Origin of the sequence: Peptidiphaga gingivicola (assembly GCF_001652275.1) — a bacterium.
In the GTDB taxonomy this organism is placed as follows: Bacteria; Actinomycetota; Actinomycetes; order Actinomycetales; family Actinomycetaceae; genus Peptidiphaga; species Peptidiphaga gingivicola.
This window is the reverse complement of record NZ_LVZK01000001.1, coordinates 554,620-571,578: the sequence shown is the minus strand read 5'-3', so window position 1 is coordinate 571,578 and position 16,959 is coordinate 554,620. Positions and strand designations below refer to the sequence as shown.

The window sequence follows — 16,959 nt, the reverse complement described above, 5'->3', positions numbered from 1 at the left end:
CGGTTCTTTCCTGACGGCAAATATTCATTGATATTTCGACAATTTAGGCGTTGATTTCGACATGAGCGAAAAACGAATGTCGCCGATTTGCGACACGGCTGTCGCCGGCGGCTTGACTCGCTGGACCATCCGAGCTTCGAGCGGGCCGAAGATGCAAGGTCGCTGGAGCCGGCGGACGCAAGAGCGTTGCGCACGGACGCGGATGGGGCAGAATGGTATCTCAACTTTGCCTTTGTACGCCTTCACGCTACTATGAGTTGGCACTCCGAGGTCGTTCACGCCGGCGGGCATCAGGTGCGATCCGGATCGCCGCGAGACCTGAAACATCGAGAGAAAGGGGAGCGATGTCATTGCCAAACGAAAACCAACAGCAAGGATCATTGCCAAACGAAAACTCGCAGCAAGTATCATCGCCAAACGAAAACCATCAGGCGGACAGCCAAGGCCTTCCACAACCGCAGACGCCCAATTTCCCACAAAACCAGGGGCCCTTCCCCCAAGGACAGGTGCCGCCCCCGGCGGCCTACGGAGGCCGCCAGCCGGTCGCCAGCGGGATGAACCCTCTGGCAATCGCATCGCTGGCGTGCAGCCTTCTGGGCATCGTGACCGCCTTGCTCGGAATCGCTTCCTTGGCTCTCCTCCTGCCCATAGTGGGCGTCATCCTCGGGCACGTCGCTCTCAACGACATCCGAAAGACGGGCAAAGGGGGCAAGCCCGAAGCCATTGCCGGCACGATCATCGGCTACATTGCGGCCATTCTCGCCGTGCTTGTAATCACGATTTTAAAAGGAACCGCGGACATACTCGGATGAAGCCCACGCGACGTCGGACGTGCGAACCGCCCGGCGCGCCCATGGCAGTCCAGTTCGGCGGGCTTCGCGCCGCCGCGTCCGGGCAATCAAGATTCGCAATCTGTGCGGGGCTCAGAACGACATTCTGGGCCCCGCATCGCATTGCGGCGTCGACGAACATTTCCGCACAGCAAGGACGGGGCGCTTGCAGGGGAATCAAGCGGCGCAGCGGCGGCCGGCGAAATCCCCGTGCTCGCCAACAAGCCGGCCAAGGGCGGCGAGCCAAGGCAAAGCGGACGGCCGGTTGGACGAAGACGACGTCACGGTGGCCGTTTACGACGTCGCTGCACGAATGTCAGAATTCAAAGAGCACAAATATGTGTAGAACTAAGATTAAGAAATCGAAAATAAGGTTTTCAACACGTTAGATCCAAACGAATTGAGTGCGAAAGAAAACACAAACATCGGAGCCTTTCCTTCGAACAAAGAGGAGGGCAACGGCGCCGCTTCGGTCACTGCACGTTGCACTCCGTCCGGAGAACCGGCAAGCCGGGAAAGGGTCTGGCCTGCGCTGGCTTGGCATTCGGGCGACCAGGGATCATCCTCACGCCGTTTATTACTCTCGCACGGGCACGCCTCCGACAGAGGCGGCGCCCCACGACGGCCTCTAGGCCGGAAACCCCGCCCAATCGTCTTATGCCCCGATTCTGCCGCTGAGCAGGCAGCCTCGGCCGTCGACCAGCCAACCTCCGTTGCCGAGCAGGACGAGTTTCCTCAAGGCCAAGCCCCTCAGACACCGGTTCGCGGAGGCCCCCAGCCGACCGTCCCGAGAAAACCCTTTGCGACGGCGTCGCTGACGTTCAGCCTTCTGAGCCTCGGAGCGGTCACGAACATGCTCGCGCCCTCTCCGCGGTCCTTTAATCGCCCGAGTTCATGGCAATCCGAGTTTTGACAGCCCGAGTTCTTGGCAATCTGGGTTCTTGGTAATCTAGATTCGCGGTCGATGGGCGGCTGTCGAAGCCGACCGGAACGGCGTTCCGGGCCGCGCATTGCGTTCGCCGCAGGCGCCTGAAACCGCACCGATGCTTCGACGACCGGGAGAAAGGCGTGCAGGTGACCAAAGAGTTCGATTTCGATTCGTTCATTGACCGCGAGAACACGGAGTCGTTGAAATGGGACGCCCGTGAGCGCCGCGGGTACCCCGAGACTGTCCTGCCCATGTGGGTTGCGGACATGGACCATCGGACGGCCCCCGCCGTCGTCCGGGCGCTTCACGAACGCGTCGCCCACGGAATCTTCGGGTACACGAGTCCGGACGCATCCTATTTCGAGGCCGTCGCCTCCTGGCAGTCCCGCCGTTTCGGGTGGGAGGTCGACCCGATGTCGATCGTCGCCGCCGGAGGCGTGATCCCGGCTCTGACTCACGCCGTCAGGGCTTTCACGGAGCCCGGCGACGGCGTCGTCATCGAGGAGCCCGTCTACTACCCCTTCCGGTCGATCGTCGAAAACAACGGCCGCACCGCGGTCAACGCGCCTCTCGTGCGCAATGGGCAGGGGCGATACATTCGCGATCTCGCCGTCCTCGAGGCCACGTTCGTCGCTTCGGGCGCGCGGACGATGATCCTGTGCAACCCCCACAACCCGGTCGGCCGGGTGTGGACCCGCGAGGAGCTGCTCGGACTCGCCGACCTCGCCGCGAAGCTCGACGTCCTCGTCCTCGCGGACGAGATCCACGCCGATCTGACCTATCCGGGCATCCGCACAACGCCGTTCTCCTCCCTGCCGGGAATGTCGAATCGAACGGTGACCTTCACGTCGCCGTCGAAGTCCTTCAACCTCGCCGGGCTCCAGCTCGCCAACATCGTCGTCCCCGACCGGAAGCGGCGGCAGGATTTCATCCGCGAGTCGAACGCCGCGGGCTACAGCGAACCGAACGCCCTCGGCCTCGCCGCCTGCCGCGCCGCCTACAACGAGGGCGAGGAATGGCTCGACGCCTTCCGAGAGCACATGGCGGAAAACCTGGAGTTTCTGGCGGCGGCGCTCGAGGGAATCGACGGGATCGAGCTCGTCAAACCCGAGGGCACGTACCTTCCCTGGCTCGACTGCCGCAAGCTGATCCACAATCTCGGGATCGAGGCCGGCGAGCTTGACGAGTTCATGGTCAACGAAGCGGACCTTTGGCTCGACGACGGCGCGATCTTCGGGGACGAAGGCCTCGGGTACACCCGCATCAACATCGCCTGCCCGCGGAGCACGCTGAAGGAGGCGGTCGATCGGCTCAGGCGCGCCGTCGAGGCGCAATCGGTGTCCGACGAGCCCACTTCCGCTCCCGCGACCGCCACATTCGAAACCGCCGCATTCGAAACGGCGTCGATCGATTCTGAAGCGTCAGCCGGTTCTGAAGCGCCGGACGATTCCGGGGCCACGGCCGACTCGGCATCGCCAACCGACGCTGAGGCCCCGGGCGATCCTCAGGAAGCCTCGCAGACCCGGCAGGACGAGGACGCCGAGCGGGCGGAGAGGGATTCGTGAGCGCCCACGCCGAACCCTCCCGCCGCGAAAAGGCCCCCCGTCGCGCCGAAACGGTTCTGGCGCACATCGGCACGTCGAGCGACCCGGGCACCGGCGCGCTGACCGCGCCCATCTACCTTTCCACTGCCTACGCCCACCCGGGACTGGGCGCCTCGACGGGATACGACTACACCCGCACGGCCAACCCGACCCGCGACGTCCTGCAAAGCGCGCTCGCGCAGATCGAAGGCGGCACGGCGGGATTCGCGACGTCGTCGGGAATGGCGGCGGCCGAACTCGTCGTCTCCCTGGCGGCCCCCGGCTCGCGGATCGTCGCCGCCGAAGACATCTACGGCGGGACGTACCGCTACTTCGACGAGCTCGCCAAGACCGGCGTCTACGACGTGGATTTCGCCATAGGCGAACAAGGCCTGTGCGCCGCCCTGTCCAAGCCGGCAGACCTCGTCTTCATCGAGACGCCGACCAACCCGATGATGGTCGAGATCGACATTGAGCGAATCGTCGATATGGGTCGGCGGGCAGGCGCGATCGTGGCCGTAGACAACACCTTCTACACGCCGATCTTCCAGAGGCCTTTGGAATCGGGCGCCGACGTCGTCCTCCACTCCGCCACGAAGTACCTGGGCGGGCACAACGACGTCTTGGCGGGCGCCGTGATCGTCTCCCGAGAGGACCTCGCCGAGAAACTGGCCGTTCGCCTCAACATGACGGGCGCGACCCTCGGACCCTTCGACAGCTGGCTGCTCATGCGCGGAATGAAGACGCTGGCCCTGCGCATGGAGCGCCACCAAGACAACGCGCGAAAGGTCGCGGCCGCCCTCGAAGAGAGCCCCCTCATCGACCGCGTGCACTACACCGGCAGGGGCGGAATGCTGAGCTTCGTCCCGAACGAGTCCGTGGACATGCCGAAAGTCCTCGAATCGGTTCGCCTCTTCACCTTCGCCGAATCCCTCGGCGGCGTCGAATCGCTCATCACATGCCCAGCCGTCCAGACGCACGCAGACGTCCCGCGGGAGAGGCGAATGGGCTACGGGCTGACAGACGACCTGCTCCGCCTGAGCGTCGGCCTGGAGCATTGGCGGGACCTCGTCGACGACCTGCTCGGAGCGCTCGAGGTCAGCATTCGACGACGTTGACGGCCAAACCGCCGCGGCTGGTCTCCTTGTACTTAGAGAGCATGTCCTCCCCCGTTTGACGCATGGTCTCGATGACGGCGTCAAAGGAGACCGCGTGCCGCCCGTCGCCCCACAGCGCCATCCGCGCGGCGTTGATCGCCTTGACCGCGGCGATGGCGTTTCGCTCGATGCAGGGGATTTGGACGAGCCCGCCCACCGGGTCGCACGTCAGCCCCAGGCAGTGCTCCATGGCGATCTCCGCGGCGTTCTCCACCTGCTGCGGCTGGCCGCCCAGAGCCTCGGCGAGGCCGGCCGCCGCCATCGCGCAGGCCGATCCGATTTCGCCCTGGCATCCGACCTCCGCGCCCGCGATCGAAGCGTTCGTCTTGATGAGGCCGCCGACGGCCGACGCCGTCAACAAGAACCGGCGCACGCATTCGGCAGAGCCGCCCTTGCGGCGTATGTAGTACGCCAACACCGCCGGAATCACGCCGGCTGCGCCGTTGGTCGGCGCGGTCACCACGCGGTGGCCCGCGGCGTTCTCTTCGTTGACCGCGAGCGCGTAAAGGTTGATCCAGTCCATTCCGGCCAACTCGTCGCCGTCGTCCGAGGCCTGCCGGGCGCGCAGGTCGGCCAGAAGCCGAGGGGCGCGCCTGCGCACTTTGAGGATTCCAGGCAGCAGCCCCGTCGTCGTGCAACCGGCTTCGATGCTCTCGCGCATCGCGGCGACGATCCCGTCGAGGGCCGCCAGCAGCTCCTCTTCGCCCATGAGCGCAAGCTCGTTGGCTTTGACGACGTCGGAGATCCTCAGGCCCTCGCGCTCGCAGTGGCCGAGCAGCTGGGCCGCGCTCGAATACGGATACGGGGGCGGGGAGGCCGCCGGGCAGTCCCAGGCTGCCGCGAGCGGGCGCGTCTCAGAGGCCCTTTCGGCGTCGCCGCACTCTTCCATCACGAATCCTCCGCCCACCGAATAGTATGTGCGCTCGCCGAGGACCGCCCCGTCTTCGGCGAGGGCGCGGACAGTGAGAGAGTTGACGTGGAATGGAAGGATCTTTCCCGGGAGGAAGAGAATGTCGCGTTCGGCTGCGAATCCGACTTCCCCCGCTCCCGCCACGCTCAGGACGCCGGTGCGTTCGACGTCGCCCATGATGGCGTCGACGACGTCAATCGGCACGTTCTCGGGAGAGTGGCCGGCGAGGCCGAGCATGACGGCCCTGTCCGTCGAATGGCCCTTCCCCGTGGCGCCCAGGGAGCCCATGAGCTCGACGACGATGCGCCCGAGCTTCGCCCGCGCCGGGATTCTCAGATGTTCGGCGAAGTGCAGGCCCGCCCTCATAGGGCCGACCGTGTGAGAGGAGGAAGGGCCGATTCCCACGCGAAAGATGTCCCGGACGGACAGGGGGCGCGAAGCCTCTTCTGCGGAGATCTGGCCTGAGACGACCGCGGCGGGGCCGTCGGGCAGACCGTGAAGCGGAGCCATTGCATTCCTTCCAATCGACGTGCGACACGCCGCTGCGGTGCGGACGTGTCATGCCCGTGGGCCGACCGGCGGAACCGGCGCCGACGAGTACCCAAGGGCTGACGCAAGCAACTACAATGCTACCGGGACGGGCCTTCGCATCCCCACCGGAACTCCACGTCCCCACCGGGAGCTTCCACTTCACTGCACAGTGCAAACAATCGAGAGAGAGCCGCAGGAGCGATGAGAGACTATTCGAGCACGCTGCGCGATGCGGGGCTGCGCGTCACGGAACCGCGCTTGGCCCTTCTGCGCACGGCGCAAGAGGGCGGGCATTCCAGCGTCGAGGCCCTGCGGCAGGGGGTCATCGACCAGATCGGCTCGGTTTCCGTCCAGGCCGTCTACGACATCGTCCACGCTCTGACGACGGCGGGCTTGCTGCGCGAGGTTCGTTCGGCGGGAACCGTCACCTATTACGAGATCAACCGGAACGACAATCACCATCACGCCATCTGCCGGTCGTGCGGGAGGATTGAAGACGTTCCCTGCGCAAAAGGAGAGAAGCCCTGCCTTCACGCTTCGCACACTCACGGATACACGATCAACGAGGCGGAGGTCATTTATCACGGCTACTGCCCGGATTGCCAGGCAAAGCGAAGGAAATAGCAAATTCGCAAATCTGCCTTCGCGCAGAGCAAGCGGGCGGCGATCCACGCATCGCCGCCCGCCAATGCTTCGGCCTGAAGGGATTCTCGCCATGCCGAGAAAACCGAAGCTATTCTCTTGTACGAGGCGCATGTCCTTCGCCTCGGCGGCGGGCCCGAGTCCACGATATCCCGGGGCGTCCGCCCGTGCTTCCATCTTGCTCGGCCTTTCTGAGCCAACCATGAGGCGACCCTGAAAAAATCCGGGGTACAATTGTTTCTAAAATTGACGACCGCGCCCGACAAGAGTCGGCCACATCCGAAAGAATCCGACGCATCCCTCAACAATTCAACTTTCACACCAACACACCGTCTCACAGAATGAGAAACACCGACCAGTTTTTTCAATGCCTTCCACCATATACGATGTCGTATGTAACATAATGGTAGACGCTGGCCGCGAGAAGCGTCGGCATTTTCAACGCTTGCCTGTCCAGAGGAGAATCCGATGTCCGATCAACGAGAACGAATGAACGTAGAGTCCTTCAATCTAGACCATCGCGCAGTTCACGCCCCCTTTGTCAGAGTCGCTGACGTCAAACGACTGCCGCATGGCGACGTGCTCACCAAGTACGACGTGCGCTTTTGTCAACCCAACGTGGAGCATCTAGAGATGCCGGCAGTGCACTCGATTGAGCATTCCTTCGCGGAGTATGCGCGTAATCACAGTGACGTTGTGGTGGACTTCTCTCCGATGGGATGCCAAACTGGCTTCTACCTCATTCTCGCTTCCGAGCCTGACATTGACGGGGCAATTTCACTCATTTCCGCCACTTTTCAAGATATACTGCGAGCAACGGAAGTCCCGGCCGCGAACGAGGTTCAATGCGGATGGGGCGTACATCACTCACTTGAGGCGGCACAACATGCCGTCCGCTCTATGTTGAAGCAGCGCGAGGTATGGAAGGATATTGAGGCGTGACCACCGTAAACGCCATTGTGCTGGCTGCACAGGATGTCGAGGTACAGCCCTTCCTCGACATCCTCACCAAGGCGCCCTCTCGCGCACGCGAGCTCGCTGAAAAGCGCCCGGGCATCGGCCGCTCCCTGCTCGGCGCCGCATCTAGAATCACTCAGATCCCCATTCCGACAGGGCAGGCGTGGTATGCGCAGACGTCAAGCGGGCGAATCGTCGTCATGCGCACGGGCGTAGGAACGGTCGCCACCGCGAGCGCCTTGGGGTGGATCCTCTCGGAGTACAGCCCCAGATGCGTCGTGTCCATCGGCTCCGCCGGCGGGTTGGCGACCGATGTCAACGTGCTTGACCTCGTCGTCGGATCGACCTACGCCTACGGTTCGGCCGATGCGACCGCCTTCGGCTACAAGCTGGGGCAGATTCCCGGCCAGCCGGATATGTTCGCCGGCGACGAGGAGCTGCTCTTCCACTCCGGCTCGGCTTCTCGTTCGGGCCAGGTGCTCACGAGCGACTCTTTTGTCACGTCCGACAAGGTGGAAGCCGTGCGCGCGGCGTTCCCCAACGCCATCTCAACCGACATGGAGTCTACGGCGGCGGCGCAGATTTGCACGACGTGGGGAATTCCGTTCGTGTCGCTTCGCTGCGTCTCCGACCTGTGCGGGCCGGCTGCCGATCAGGATTATCACGTGGCGATCGAGGAGGCCGCCGCAGTCAGCGCCGTGGCAACGGCGGTCATGCTCTCCGGCTACTTCAACCAGCACACGAAGGGCCGATCGCCGCTGTTCAGCAAGGCGGCCATCGACGGCGCCCTGCTGCTCATCCTCGCCAGGACGTTGAAGCTCGAACCGGCCGAGGACATTTCGGTCATCCCCGATGACATCGCGACCGCCGTGCGCTCCCAGCTCTCGGGCAACGCCGTGGCCGTCGCCGAGGCATTGGGGCACGTCGCCGCCGCGATCACGGCGGTTCGCACGGACCCGAGCATTACCCTGACGGCGAAGAAGTACGACGCCGAACGCAGCAACTACGTCACGACCCTCGGCCTGACGTCCGACCGCGGGCAGATCGCGTGGCCTCCGACGTCGCAGACGGTTTCCAAGCGGTCGAACGGCTATTGGAACGACGCGTTGGCCAGCCTCGGCATCCAGGTCAAGTCCGGCCGCCAGCGTGGAACCGTCAAGTTCACCGAGCAGGAGTACCTGCAGGCGCTGCGCGACTTCCTGCTGTGGGCTGAGACCAACGGGCTGAGCCCGTCCGTCGCCGCGTACGGCGTGTGGTCTTCCGACGGCGGGAAGGGCCAGGTTCCCGGCCGCCCGTCCTCCGCCGCGATTCGTCAGCGTTTCAACACGTGGCGAGCCGCGATCATGACGGCCAGGGAGTGATCGCAGGCGGGCAGCGACCACGGCAACGGCTGCAATCGACGGCAATTCGACAGCCGCCGAACGTACAACGGGCGGGCCGAGCGTGGCAATGGACGGCGATCCGCACCCGGGCGACGCACGGGCCAATCGGAAGCTGACTGCCGGCCGTTGGGGCGGCAGTCAAACGGCAACTCGGGCAACGCGAAGGTTTGGCCCGGCGAGAGTCCTGCGACGTCGATGCGAGATCGCCGTGTGGTCATCCTGCGTCGATCTGATCGAGCATCCAGGCGATTTCGAAGGCGCGCTCACGCCAGGCGTCGTAACGCCCGGATTTGCCTCCGTGGCCGGCAACCATCTCGATCTTCTCGAGAATCGGGCGCGCCATCGGGTCGTTCGTGGCCCGCTCGCGCAGAATTTGGACCCACTTTGTCGGCTCGACGTAGAAGACGCGGACGTCGTTGAGCGAGGTGGTGGCAAGAATGGCCGGATACTTGCGTCTGCCGACGTTCTCGGTTGGCGAGTACGACTGCATGTACCTGTAGACTTCCTGCGATTCGATCGGGTTGCCCCACTCTTCCCATTCCCCCACCGTCAGCGGCAGTTCCGGCTTGAGGATGGTGGTGAGGGTGTCGACGAAAGGCACTCCGGCGTGGATCGCCCTGAACTCGCTCGGCGCCAGATTTGCGACGGCCCCCATGAGCAGCCCGCCGGCGGACCGTCCTTCGGCGGCCAAACACCCCTCGGCCACCCAGCCGGACGTGCGCAGCCAGCGGGCGCACGCGATGAAATCGGTGAACGTGTTGCGCTTCTTGAGCAGGCGTCCGTTCTCATACCACTCCCGCCCCATCTCGCCGCCTCCGCGCGGGTGGGCGAAGGCGACTGCCACTCCTCGCTGCAGAATTGAGATGTACGAGGCCCTGAACACCGGGTCCAGCGAGACCTCATATGAGCCGTAGCCGTAGATGTATCCGGGATTCTTGCCGTCCGGGGCGACGTCGACTCGGTGGACCACCGTCATCGGCACGAGTGCGCCGTCGTCGGTCTCGACCCACACCCCTTCCTGGGCGTAGGCCGAACGGTCGTAGTTCGGAACCTCGAGCTCTTTGAGAAGTTTCGTCTCGCCCGTCGCCGGGGAGTAAGCAAATTGGGTCGGCGGCGTCAGGACGGATTGGAGGGAATACACCACGTCGCTCGCCTCCCACACGTAGTTCTCGTCCACCTCGATGGAGGCGAGATCCTCCGACGGGACGACGACCGGGGCAGACCACGGCGAAGTTTCCGCTTCTCCCCGCTTTTTCCCGCGAGGCCCCGCTTCTCCCTCCGCCGTTCGGGCCGATTCGAGCCCCTCCCGGCCGTCAAGCGGATCCGGCGACTGACCGGCCGACTCCGGCGACTGGCCGGCCCACTCCGGCGACTGACCGACTGCGCCGGAGGACCCATGCGCCCCCGTTCTCAGCATAGACCGCAGCTGGGGCTGGCCCCCTGAACGCATGGAAATCACTGCGAAGTCGCGAAAAGCATCGACTCCGAGAATCCGTTCGCCGGCCTCGGGCGTGAGAACGGGAGTCCATTCTTCCGGCCCCGACTGACCGATCGGGGCGTACGCGACCTCGAAGTCGGCGACATTGGCGTTGTGGACGATCAGGAGCAGGTCTTCGGCGGGCTCCACGGAGTAGTCGAGCCCCTGACGCCGCGGGCACACGACGATCGGCGGAGCGTCGATGTCGGCGACGTCGTAGAGAAGGGCCTCGGCGGTCGAAGACGACGACGAGTGGACGACGATCCATCGCCCGTCGCGGGAAGCCCAGTGGCCGACGTTGAAACGCCCGTCGTTTTCCTGGAAGAGCAGCCGATCCTCCCACGTCGGGGAGCCGATTCTGTGGAGCCAGATCTGCCATTGGCGCCACGAGTCGTCGACGCGCGAGTAGACGATCGCCTTTGAGTCGGCCGTCCATGCCAGGCCGTATCCGAGGCCGTCGACGGCGTCGTCGACCACCGCGCCCGTCTCGACGTCGAAGACGCGCAGCCGAAAGTGTTCGTCTCCGGTGAAATCGACGCCCAAGGCGCCCAAACGCCCGTCGGGAGACGGGACGAAACCCGACACGCCGAAAAACTCCTCCCCCTCGGCAAGGCTGTTGCCGTCCCAGACGAGGCGCTCCCGCCCGTCGAAGGCCGGACGGCGAGCCGGATCCTCCGGATCGACGGGGAGCCTGTAGGTGGCGGGGTACTGCTTGCCCTCCCATGTGCGCGTGACGTACCACCACCGGCCTCGCCTCACGGGAATCGAAGTGTCGTCCTCCTTCGTTCGCGAAGCGATCTCGCGGACGATCTCCTCCTGCAACGGCTCAAGGTGAGCGGTGCGTTCGGCCGTCCACTCGTTCTCCGCTTCCAGGAGGCCGAGCACGTCGTAGCTCTTCTTGTCGCGCAGCCATTCGTAGTTGTCGACGTAGGAATCTCCGTGGAACGTCCGCGACGTCGGAATCTTCTTGGCGATCGGTGCTGGCATGGGCTCTAGCCTACCCGAGCGAGCCCGGACGGGGGCGACTGTCCACATTCGAGGCGGCCGTCCGAGGAGGCCGCCCGCATGCAGGCCGCAAGGCAGATTCGTCCCCTCGACCCCGCACCGCCATCGACAGCCGCCCGCATGCAGGCCGCACGGCGATAAGCACGGGCCGGTCAGCCAGACCCGCATCTACTCGGCATTGCAAACTAGTCGGTTATGCCTATATACTGGCAATGCCCGCAAAGGAGGAACGGAACGATGGCCGATGAGGCGACCCAGCTGCGCAAAGGCGTCCTGGAACTGGCAGCTCTGGCGATGCTCGCGCCTGCGCCCATGTACGGCGCCCAAATCATTTCGGCGCTTGCTGAGATCGAAGGGTTGGCCGCAAATTCGGGAACTGTCTACCCCATGCTGACGCGGCTGGCCCGCACGGGCCGAGTCGCGGCTGCGTGGGAGCCCTCCGTGCGCGGAGGCCCTCCGCGCAAGTACTACAGCATCACGGCAAAAGGGCGGAAAGCCCTCGTCGCACAAACCGCAGCGTGGCGAACTTTGGCCACGGCCATGAACTCGATACTAGGAGACGCTGATGACTCACAGTGACACGCCGCTCGAAGAAAAGTTCCTTGAAGAGCTGGCGCACGAACTCGCCGAAGCGAACATTCCCGTCAAACGCCGGGAGACGATGCTCACCGAGCTCGACGAATTGATGTCGGAGGGAATTCGGCCCGAATCCTTCGGCTCGCCGACCTCCCTCGCACGGGAGATCTCCGACGCTCTCGCCGGATCGGAGGATGCGCAGCGCGCGACGATATGGAGCCCCGACATTCCGAAGCTCTTCGCCGGCAAGCAAAGGTCCTCGCGGTGTTCGATCTTGCAACTGAATTCCACGGACCTCAATTTGGGAGCGATCGCCGTCAAACTGGGATTGCTCCGCGAGGACGACGTCGATCCCGCGGTGCTCGACGCGATTCCGCAACGCGTCATCGGCGCTCTGCGCTGGGGGCCGTTTGCCCTGACGGCAGCGACCGCCGCCGTCGGCATGCTCGTCCACCGACGGCGTTTGCGCATACCTACAAGGATTGGCTTCAGCGGAAAGGTGAAGAAAACCTGGCCGTCGAAGGCGGGCGGCCTCGCGATAACCGGCCTCAGCTCCTTGGTGAGCCTTCTTTCTCTAGTCGCCCCCACGTCGAATCGCGCGAACCTGCTCGTGCAGAGCTCCCAAGCCTTGGCCGCGAACACCGCCTTTCTCCTCACAGCCGGATCTTCGTTCGCCCTGAAGAAGGGGCGCATCCACCCCCTCTATTTTCCGTTGAGCATCGGCTTCCTCCTCGCAGTCGAAGGAGGAACCCTGCTCTTCGCCACTCGGGCCGGCCTGGCCCGAGTTCACGGACGGGTCCACGAACAGTTCGAGGAGAAGCAGGATGGGTAAGATCGCAGCAATCGGAGCCTCGACCTCCTGGGGCGAATTGTCCCCGGGAGTGCAAAAACTCATCATCGCGCTCATAGTTCTCAATTTCCTTCTTATGGCGGCGGCCTTGGCGGTCTGGAGCCGCACGGATGCGGAGTCGATGCCGCAGCCGGGAAAGATCGCCTGGCTTCTCATTTGCCTCTTCGTCTCGACTGCCGGGCCGATCGCCTTTTTCATCGCCCGCCGCCAAAGCGCGACCTGGCAGAAACGCGAACGAGCGTGGGCCGCCCAGGCCAAACAAGACGACGAGTGGCGGATTGGGGACGACGAAAGCCCCAAAGGCGGCGGAAACACCGATGGAGCCGGAGCCTTTCCGGCGGGCGGCAGCGGCCCTTCCGCGTGGGAATTCAGGCCGGCGAACGTAAAAACCGGGGCGCCGGCCGGCAACGCAGTCGAGTTCCGCAACGTTTCAAGGGCCTTCGGGGACAAACTGGCTTTGGACGATGTGAGCTTTCAAATCCCCGCGGGGTCCGTTTGCGCGCTTTTGGGTCCCAATGGAGCCGGGAAGACGACAGCCATCCGCATTCTCCTGGGACTCGCTCGCGCGGATGCCGGCGACGTCCGCATTCTCGGCGATCCAGCGGGGAGCCTGGCTGTGCGGCGCCGACTCGGATACCTTCCCGACGTCCCCGCCTATCCCGCGTGGATGAGCGCCCGCGAATACCTGGAGGCCAGCGCGGATTTGGCCGGGGTGCCGGCGGTCGAACGGCGCAGTCGGATTGCGTCCTTGCTCGAACTGGCCGAGCTGGCGGGGGTGAGCCAGCGCATCGGAGGCTACTCGCGCGGCATGCGGCAGCGTCTCGGCCTCGCCCAAGCGCTGGTCGGCAATCCCGACCTCATCGTCCTCGACGAGCCGACGTCGGCCCTGGATCCCGCGGGACGGCGGGCCGTTCTCCGGCTCATCGCACAGCTGGCCGAGCATGCGACGATCATCTTGTCGTCGCACAATCTGGAAGAGGTGCAGCGGGTATGCACTCACGCCGTCGTCCTGCGTGAAGGAAAAGCGGTCGCCGCATCCACAATTTCGCAGTTGCGCGAGCGCGCGGGAGACCATTCCCTGCTCCTCGTCTCCACGGGGGGCGACCGGCTGGCCCAGGCCCTCAAAGCAGAACCTTGGTGCGCCGGGGTCCGCCGAGAGGGCGCCGACTTCATCGTGGTCGTTTCCGACGCTTCGGCGGCCGCCCGCTCCCTTCCCGCGCTGATGGCCCGCGGAGGATGGGACCTCTCTGCGCTCACGCCGCTGGAACCGAGCCTCGAAGACGTATTCACAGCTTTGACGGAGGGAAAATGACTGGCTTCTCGATTCTGTGCAAACACGAGCTCTACGCGGTTTGGAGAACGTGGCACCGCTACGTCCTGCCGACCGTTCTTTGTCTCTTTGGCGTGACATCCGTAGTCCTTTCGAGGTTCGCCCCGGACATCGTCGGATCGATGATGGGCGACGCCGTTCGCAAAGCGATGCCCGAGCCGAATTGGCACGAAGCTTACAATCAGTGGACCAAGAACCTGGCGCAAACGGTCATGTTCGTCGTCATTTTCACCGGGGCGGGGGCCACATCCTCCCTCGTCTCCAGCGGCCGCGCCCAATTGTTGGCTGTGCGTCCAGTTTCGCGCGCTTCACAGCCCCTTGCAGCCCTCGTGGCCAGAATCGCCGTGCTCGCATCCGCGTCTGTCGCAGGAATGGCGGTTGTGTGGGCAGCGACGTTCGGCTTCTACAGAAAAGCCCCCGTCGCCCCTCTCGCGGAGGCGACCGCGACATGGTTCGCATGCGCATGCTTCTTCCTCGCCGTGACAGTGGCCATGTCGTCTCTGACAGGCTCGACCCTCGCGGCCGCCGGAATCGGAGTCGGCTCCCTGCTGCTCACAATGATCGGTTCCGCATTTGAGCCCATCGCGGAGAACTCGCCTGCCGGCCTTTTGACCCTGCCTTCGTCATTTGCCGAGGGGAAGACCGTGGGAGCCGCGGCGATCGCCGTTCCCTTCGCTACGAGCCTCGCACTCATGGTCCTCGTCGTTGTTTTAGGGGCGAAGTCTTTCGCGAGACGGGAGCTCTGACCAGACTTGAACTTTGAACAATCTGACAACCCCGGATCGATTGGCGGCGCCCTGGCCAATCTGCGCCGACACGCCGTCAACACACCTTCGCCATGAGCGCCCGCCTGCTGATCGACATCTGGCACGACATCGCCGACCCATGGAGCAGAATCGGGCTCGGTCGCCTCTTGCGGGGAATCGACCTCGCGCGCGCACAGCGCAACCTCTCACGTGCGGGACGCGACTTCCGTGCGGGACGCGACTTCGCAAGCGCAGGACACGACGAGGCTCGCAGCTCCGCCTCCGGCGCCGCTCTCCCCGAAGTCGTCGTCGACGTCCACTCGTTTCTTTCTCCAGGCGATCCCTTGCCCGAGACGAGCGCAGAGGCCATTGCGGCCATCGCCGCGAGCGAGGGAATCCCCATCGCGAAGGAAAGGCTTCGCCGCCCGCCCACAAAACCCTTGCGCCGCCTGACGCATCGCATCGTCCACGCCGTTCGTGAAAACGCGAAAGACCCGGCCGACGGCGCTCGCCGCGCCCTCGAAGCAGTGATCCGCCTAGACGACTGGTTCCTAGGCGTCGACAAAGTCTCGGGCTCCGGGGCTCCAGCCGGCAGTCTCACCCAAGCCGCCGTTCAGACCGGCAGTGAACTCCGGCTTCAAAAGGGCGTGCAACCCGGCAGTCTCGTCCACTCCGAGGACGCTCCCCCAAGGGGCCGCGGCCAGGCCCATCAAGGCGCCTTAGACGCCGATCAAACCCCCTTAGAAGGGGACGCAATTGAGCCCTCTCCGAGAACGATTGGCCGGATCGCGGGACTCGCGACGTCGGACCTGTCGACTCTCGAGAGGCGTTTGGAAATCGGCGAGTGGGAGGCCGCCGTCGATCGGGACGTTGCGGACGCCAAACGGCTGCGGATCCGCGGGCTTCCCCTCACAGTCGTCGGCGCACGCGCGATGCTCGTCGGAGCCCAGTCGCCAGAAGTCTTCGCCGAAGCGATGCTTGAAGCGGCCGCGGCACTCAGCGACAGCGAACACCCGCCGCAAGCCAGGCGCTTTTCTTTGTGAGGCGCCCGTCTTCTTTGTGAGACGCTGGCCCGCGGCGTCGCCCGTTGCCCGGCTCCCTCGGCGATGTCCGACGCGCCCACAATGGCGCGGGACGTTCAGCGCCGGTGCCTCGCCGCCTGCGCGGCGGCCATGGAATCGACGAGCTCGTTCGCGGCGTCGCCCGAATGCCCCTTCACCCATTCGACCTCGGTCCGGCCCTGCCTGCCCTCGTAAAGCTCCAAAAGCCGCTCCACAAGGTCCCGATTGGCGACGGGCGCGCCGTCGGACTTGCGCCAGCCCTTCCGCCTCCACGCCTTCGCCCACACCGTCATGGCCTTGATGGCGTACTGCGAATCGATGCGCATGAGCAAGTCCGGTTGGGGCCCCACATGCTCGAGCGCGCGCACGAGCGCCGTCAGTTCCATTGCGTTATTGGTCGTATGCGCAGCCCCTCCGCAGTCGCGCTCGCCGGTCACCTGCTCGACCCATGCCCATCCGCCCGGCCCGGGATTGCCGGAACAGGCCCCGTCTGTGGCGACGATCGCATCGAAACCTTCGACGATTCTTCCGATCGGGCCCGCGCCCACGTTTCCCGCGGCTTCCTTCCGCGCAGACGTTCCACCCGCCCCACCGGCAGCCGGCCCGCCCGCGTCTCCTTCTCCGACGGTTTCGATTTCTGCTTCGACGTCGAAGAGATCGCCCTGCACGTATTCAGGCTCGGCGTCTTCGGAGGCGGACGGGCCGTACGACGCCGACGCATCGCCGAACTGCCCCCCGGAAAGGACGGCTCTGGCCAGAGTGACCGCGTCTGCGTGCCAGAGCGAGATCGCCCGGCCGCCGTCGTCGACCTCGGGCGTGGCGAGCGAATGCCTGACCGCAAGCGGAGTGGGCTCTCCGACGTCGAAAAGTCCAAGCAGCTCCAGCGCTTCGCGCAGAGCGTAGACGTCTGCGCGGCATTCCTCGGCGAGCTCGCCGATCGTCATCCATTCGGCCATGCCAATAGGGTACCCGGGCCCTGGCCGGCGCGAACGCA

The 16,959-nt window shown here is 64.8% G+C and carries 14 protein-coding genes; 11 read left to right on the top strand and 3 right to left on the bottom strand.

The window, feature by feature from the left end; genetic code table 11:
• Positions 1-506: 506 nt before the first annotated feature.
• The 3 genes from A4H34_RS11185 (at position 507) to A4H34_RS02290 (ending at position 4,459) form a co-directional block, all read left to right on the top strand.
• Positions 507-812 carry a DUF4190 domain-containing protein gene (locus A4H34_RS11185; RefSeq protein WP_197480394.1) on the top strand — a complete coding sequence of 102 codons (306 nt, stop codon included), beginning with the start codon at positions 507-509 and terminating at the stop codon, positions 810-812.
• A 1,092-nt stretch (positions 813-1,904) separates the two neighbouring features.
• A complete protein-coding gene (locus A4H34_RS02295) occupies positions 1,905-3,323 on the top strand; it encodes a MalY/PatB family protein (RefSeq protein WP_231870922.1) in 1,419 nt (472 codons plus the stop codon).
• Positions 3,320-4,459, top strand: coding sequence for a PLP-dependent transferase (locus A4H34_RS02290; RefSeq protein ID WP_064230933.1), 1,140 nt, complete (start codon positions 3,320-3,322; stop codon positions 4,457-4,459). The genes A4H34_RS02295 and A4H34_RS02290 overlap by 4 nt, the downstream gene beginning before the upstream one ends.
• Here A4H34_RS02290 and A4H34_RS02285 read toward each other — a convergent pair.
• Positions 4,440-5,918: an L-serine ammonia-lyase gene (locus tag A4H34_RS02285; RefSeq protein WP_064230932.1), complete on the bottom strand. Its 1,479-nt coding sequence runs from the start codon at positions 5,916-5,918 to the stop codon at positions 4,440-4,442. The genes A4H34_RS02290 and A4H34_RS02285 overlap by 20 nt on opposite strands.
• Positions 5,919-6,140: 222 nt before the next feature.
• On the opposite strand from A4H34_RS02285, the gene A4H34_RS02280 reads away from it, so the two are divergent.
• From A4H34_RS02280 to mtnN, 3 genes are all read left to right on the top strand, one after another.
• A complete protein-coding gene (locus tag A4H34_RS02280) occupies positions 6,141-6,563 on the top strand; it encodes a Fur family transcriptional regulator (RefSeq protein ID WP_009198005.1) in 423 nt (140 codons plus the stop codon).
• A gap of 486 nt (positions 6,564-7,049) precedes the next feature.
• Positions 7,050-7,523, top strand: coding sequence for an S-ribosylhomocysteine lyase (locus A4H34_RS02275; RefSeq protein WP_064230931.1), 474 nt, complete (start codon positions 7,050-7,052; stop codon positions 7,521-7,523).
• A complete protein-coding gene (mtnN, locus tag A4H34_RS02270) occupies positions 7,520-8,899 on the top strand; it encodes a 5'-methylthioadenosine/S-adenosylhomocysteine nucleosidase (RefSeq protein WP_064230930.1) in 1,380 nt (459 codons plus the stop codon). The genes A4H34_RS02275 and mtnN overlap by 4 nt, the downstream gene beginning before the upstream one ends.
• Positions 8,900-9,134: 235 nt before the next feature.
• Here the strand turns inward: mtnN and A4H34_RS02265 are convergent, their stop codons facing one another.
• Complete coding sequence (locus A4H34_RS02265; protein ID WP_064230929.1) at positions 9,135-11,384, bottom strand: S9 family peptidase; 2,250 nt, start codon at positions 11,382-11,384, stop codon at positions 9,135-9,137.
• Between the two features lie 255 nt (positions 11,385-11,639).
• Between A4H34_RS02265 and A4H34_RS02260 the strand changes: the two genes are divergently transcribed.
• The 5 genes from A4H34_RS02260 to A4H34_RS02240 all read left to right on the top strand — a co-directional run bounded on the left by A4H34_RS02260 (position 11,640) and on the right by A4H34_RS02240 (position 15,947).
• Complete coding sequence (locus A4H34_RS02260) at positions 11,640-11,981, top strand: PadR family transcriptional regulator (protein WP_064230928.1); 342 nt, start codon at positions 11,640-11,642, stop codon at positions 11,979-11,981.
• A complete protein-coding gene (locus A4H34_RS02255; RefSeq protein WP_064230927.1) occupies positions 11,968-12,810 on the top strand; it encodes a hypothetical protein in 843 nt (280 codons plus the stop codon). The genes A4H34_RS02260 and A4H34_RS02255 overlap by 14 nt, the downstream gene beginning before the upstream one ends.
• Positions 12,803-14,140: an ATP-binding cassette domain-containing protein gene (locus A4H34_RS10575; protein ID WP_082903004.1), complete on the top strand. Its 1,338-nt coding sequence runs from the start codon at positions 12,803-12,805 to the stop codon at positions 14,138-14,140. The genes A4H34_RS02255 and A4H34_RS10575 overlap by 8 nt, the downstream gene beginning before the upstream one ends.
• Before the next feature lie 92 nt (positions 14,141-14,232).
• Positions 14,233-14,904 carry an ABC transporter permease gene (locus A4H34_RS02245; RefSeq protein ID WP_156510215.1) on the top strand — a complete coding sequence of 224 codons (672 nt, stop codon included), beginning with the start codon at positions 14,233-14,235 and terminating at the stop codon, positions 14,902-14,904.
• Positions 14,905-14,996: 92 nt separating this feature from the next.
• Complete coding sequence (locus A4H34_RS02240; protein WP_064230925.1) at positions 14,997-15,947, top strand: DsbA family protein; 951 nt, start codon at positions 14,997-14,999, stop codon at positions 15,945-15,947.
• A 95-nt stretch (positions 15,948-16,042) separates the two neighbouring features.
• On the opposite strand, the gene A4H34_RS02235 is transcribed toward A4H34_RS02240, so the two are convergent.
• On the bottom strand, positions 16,043-16,921 hold the full coding sequence (locus A4H34_RS02235) for a ribonuclease H family protein (RefSeq protein ID WP_064230924.1): 879 nt from the start codon (positions 16,919-16,921) through the stop codon (positions 16,043-16,045).
• Positions 16,922-16,959: the final 38 nt, after the last annotated feature.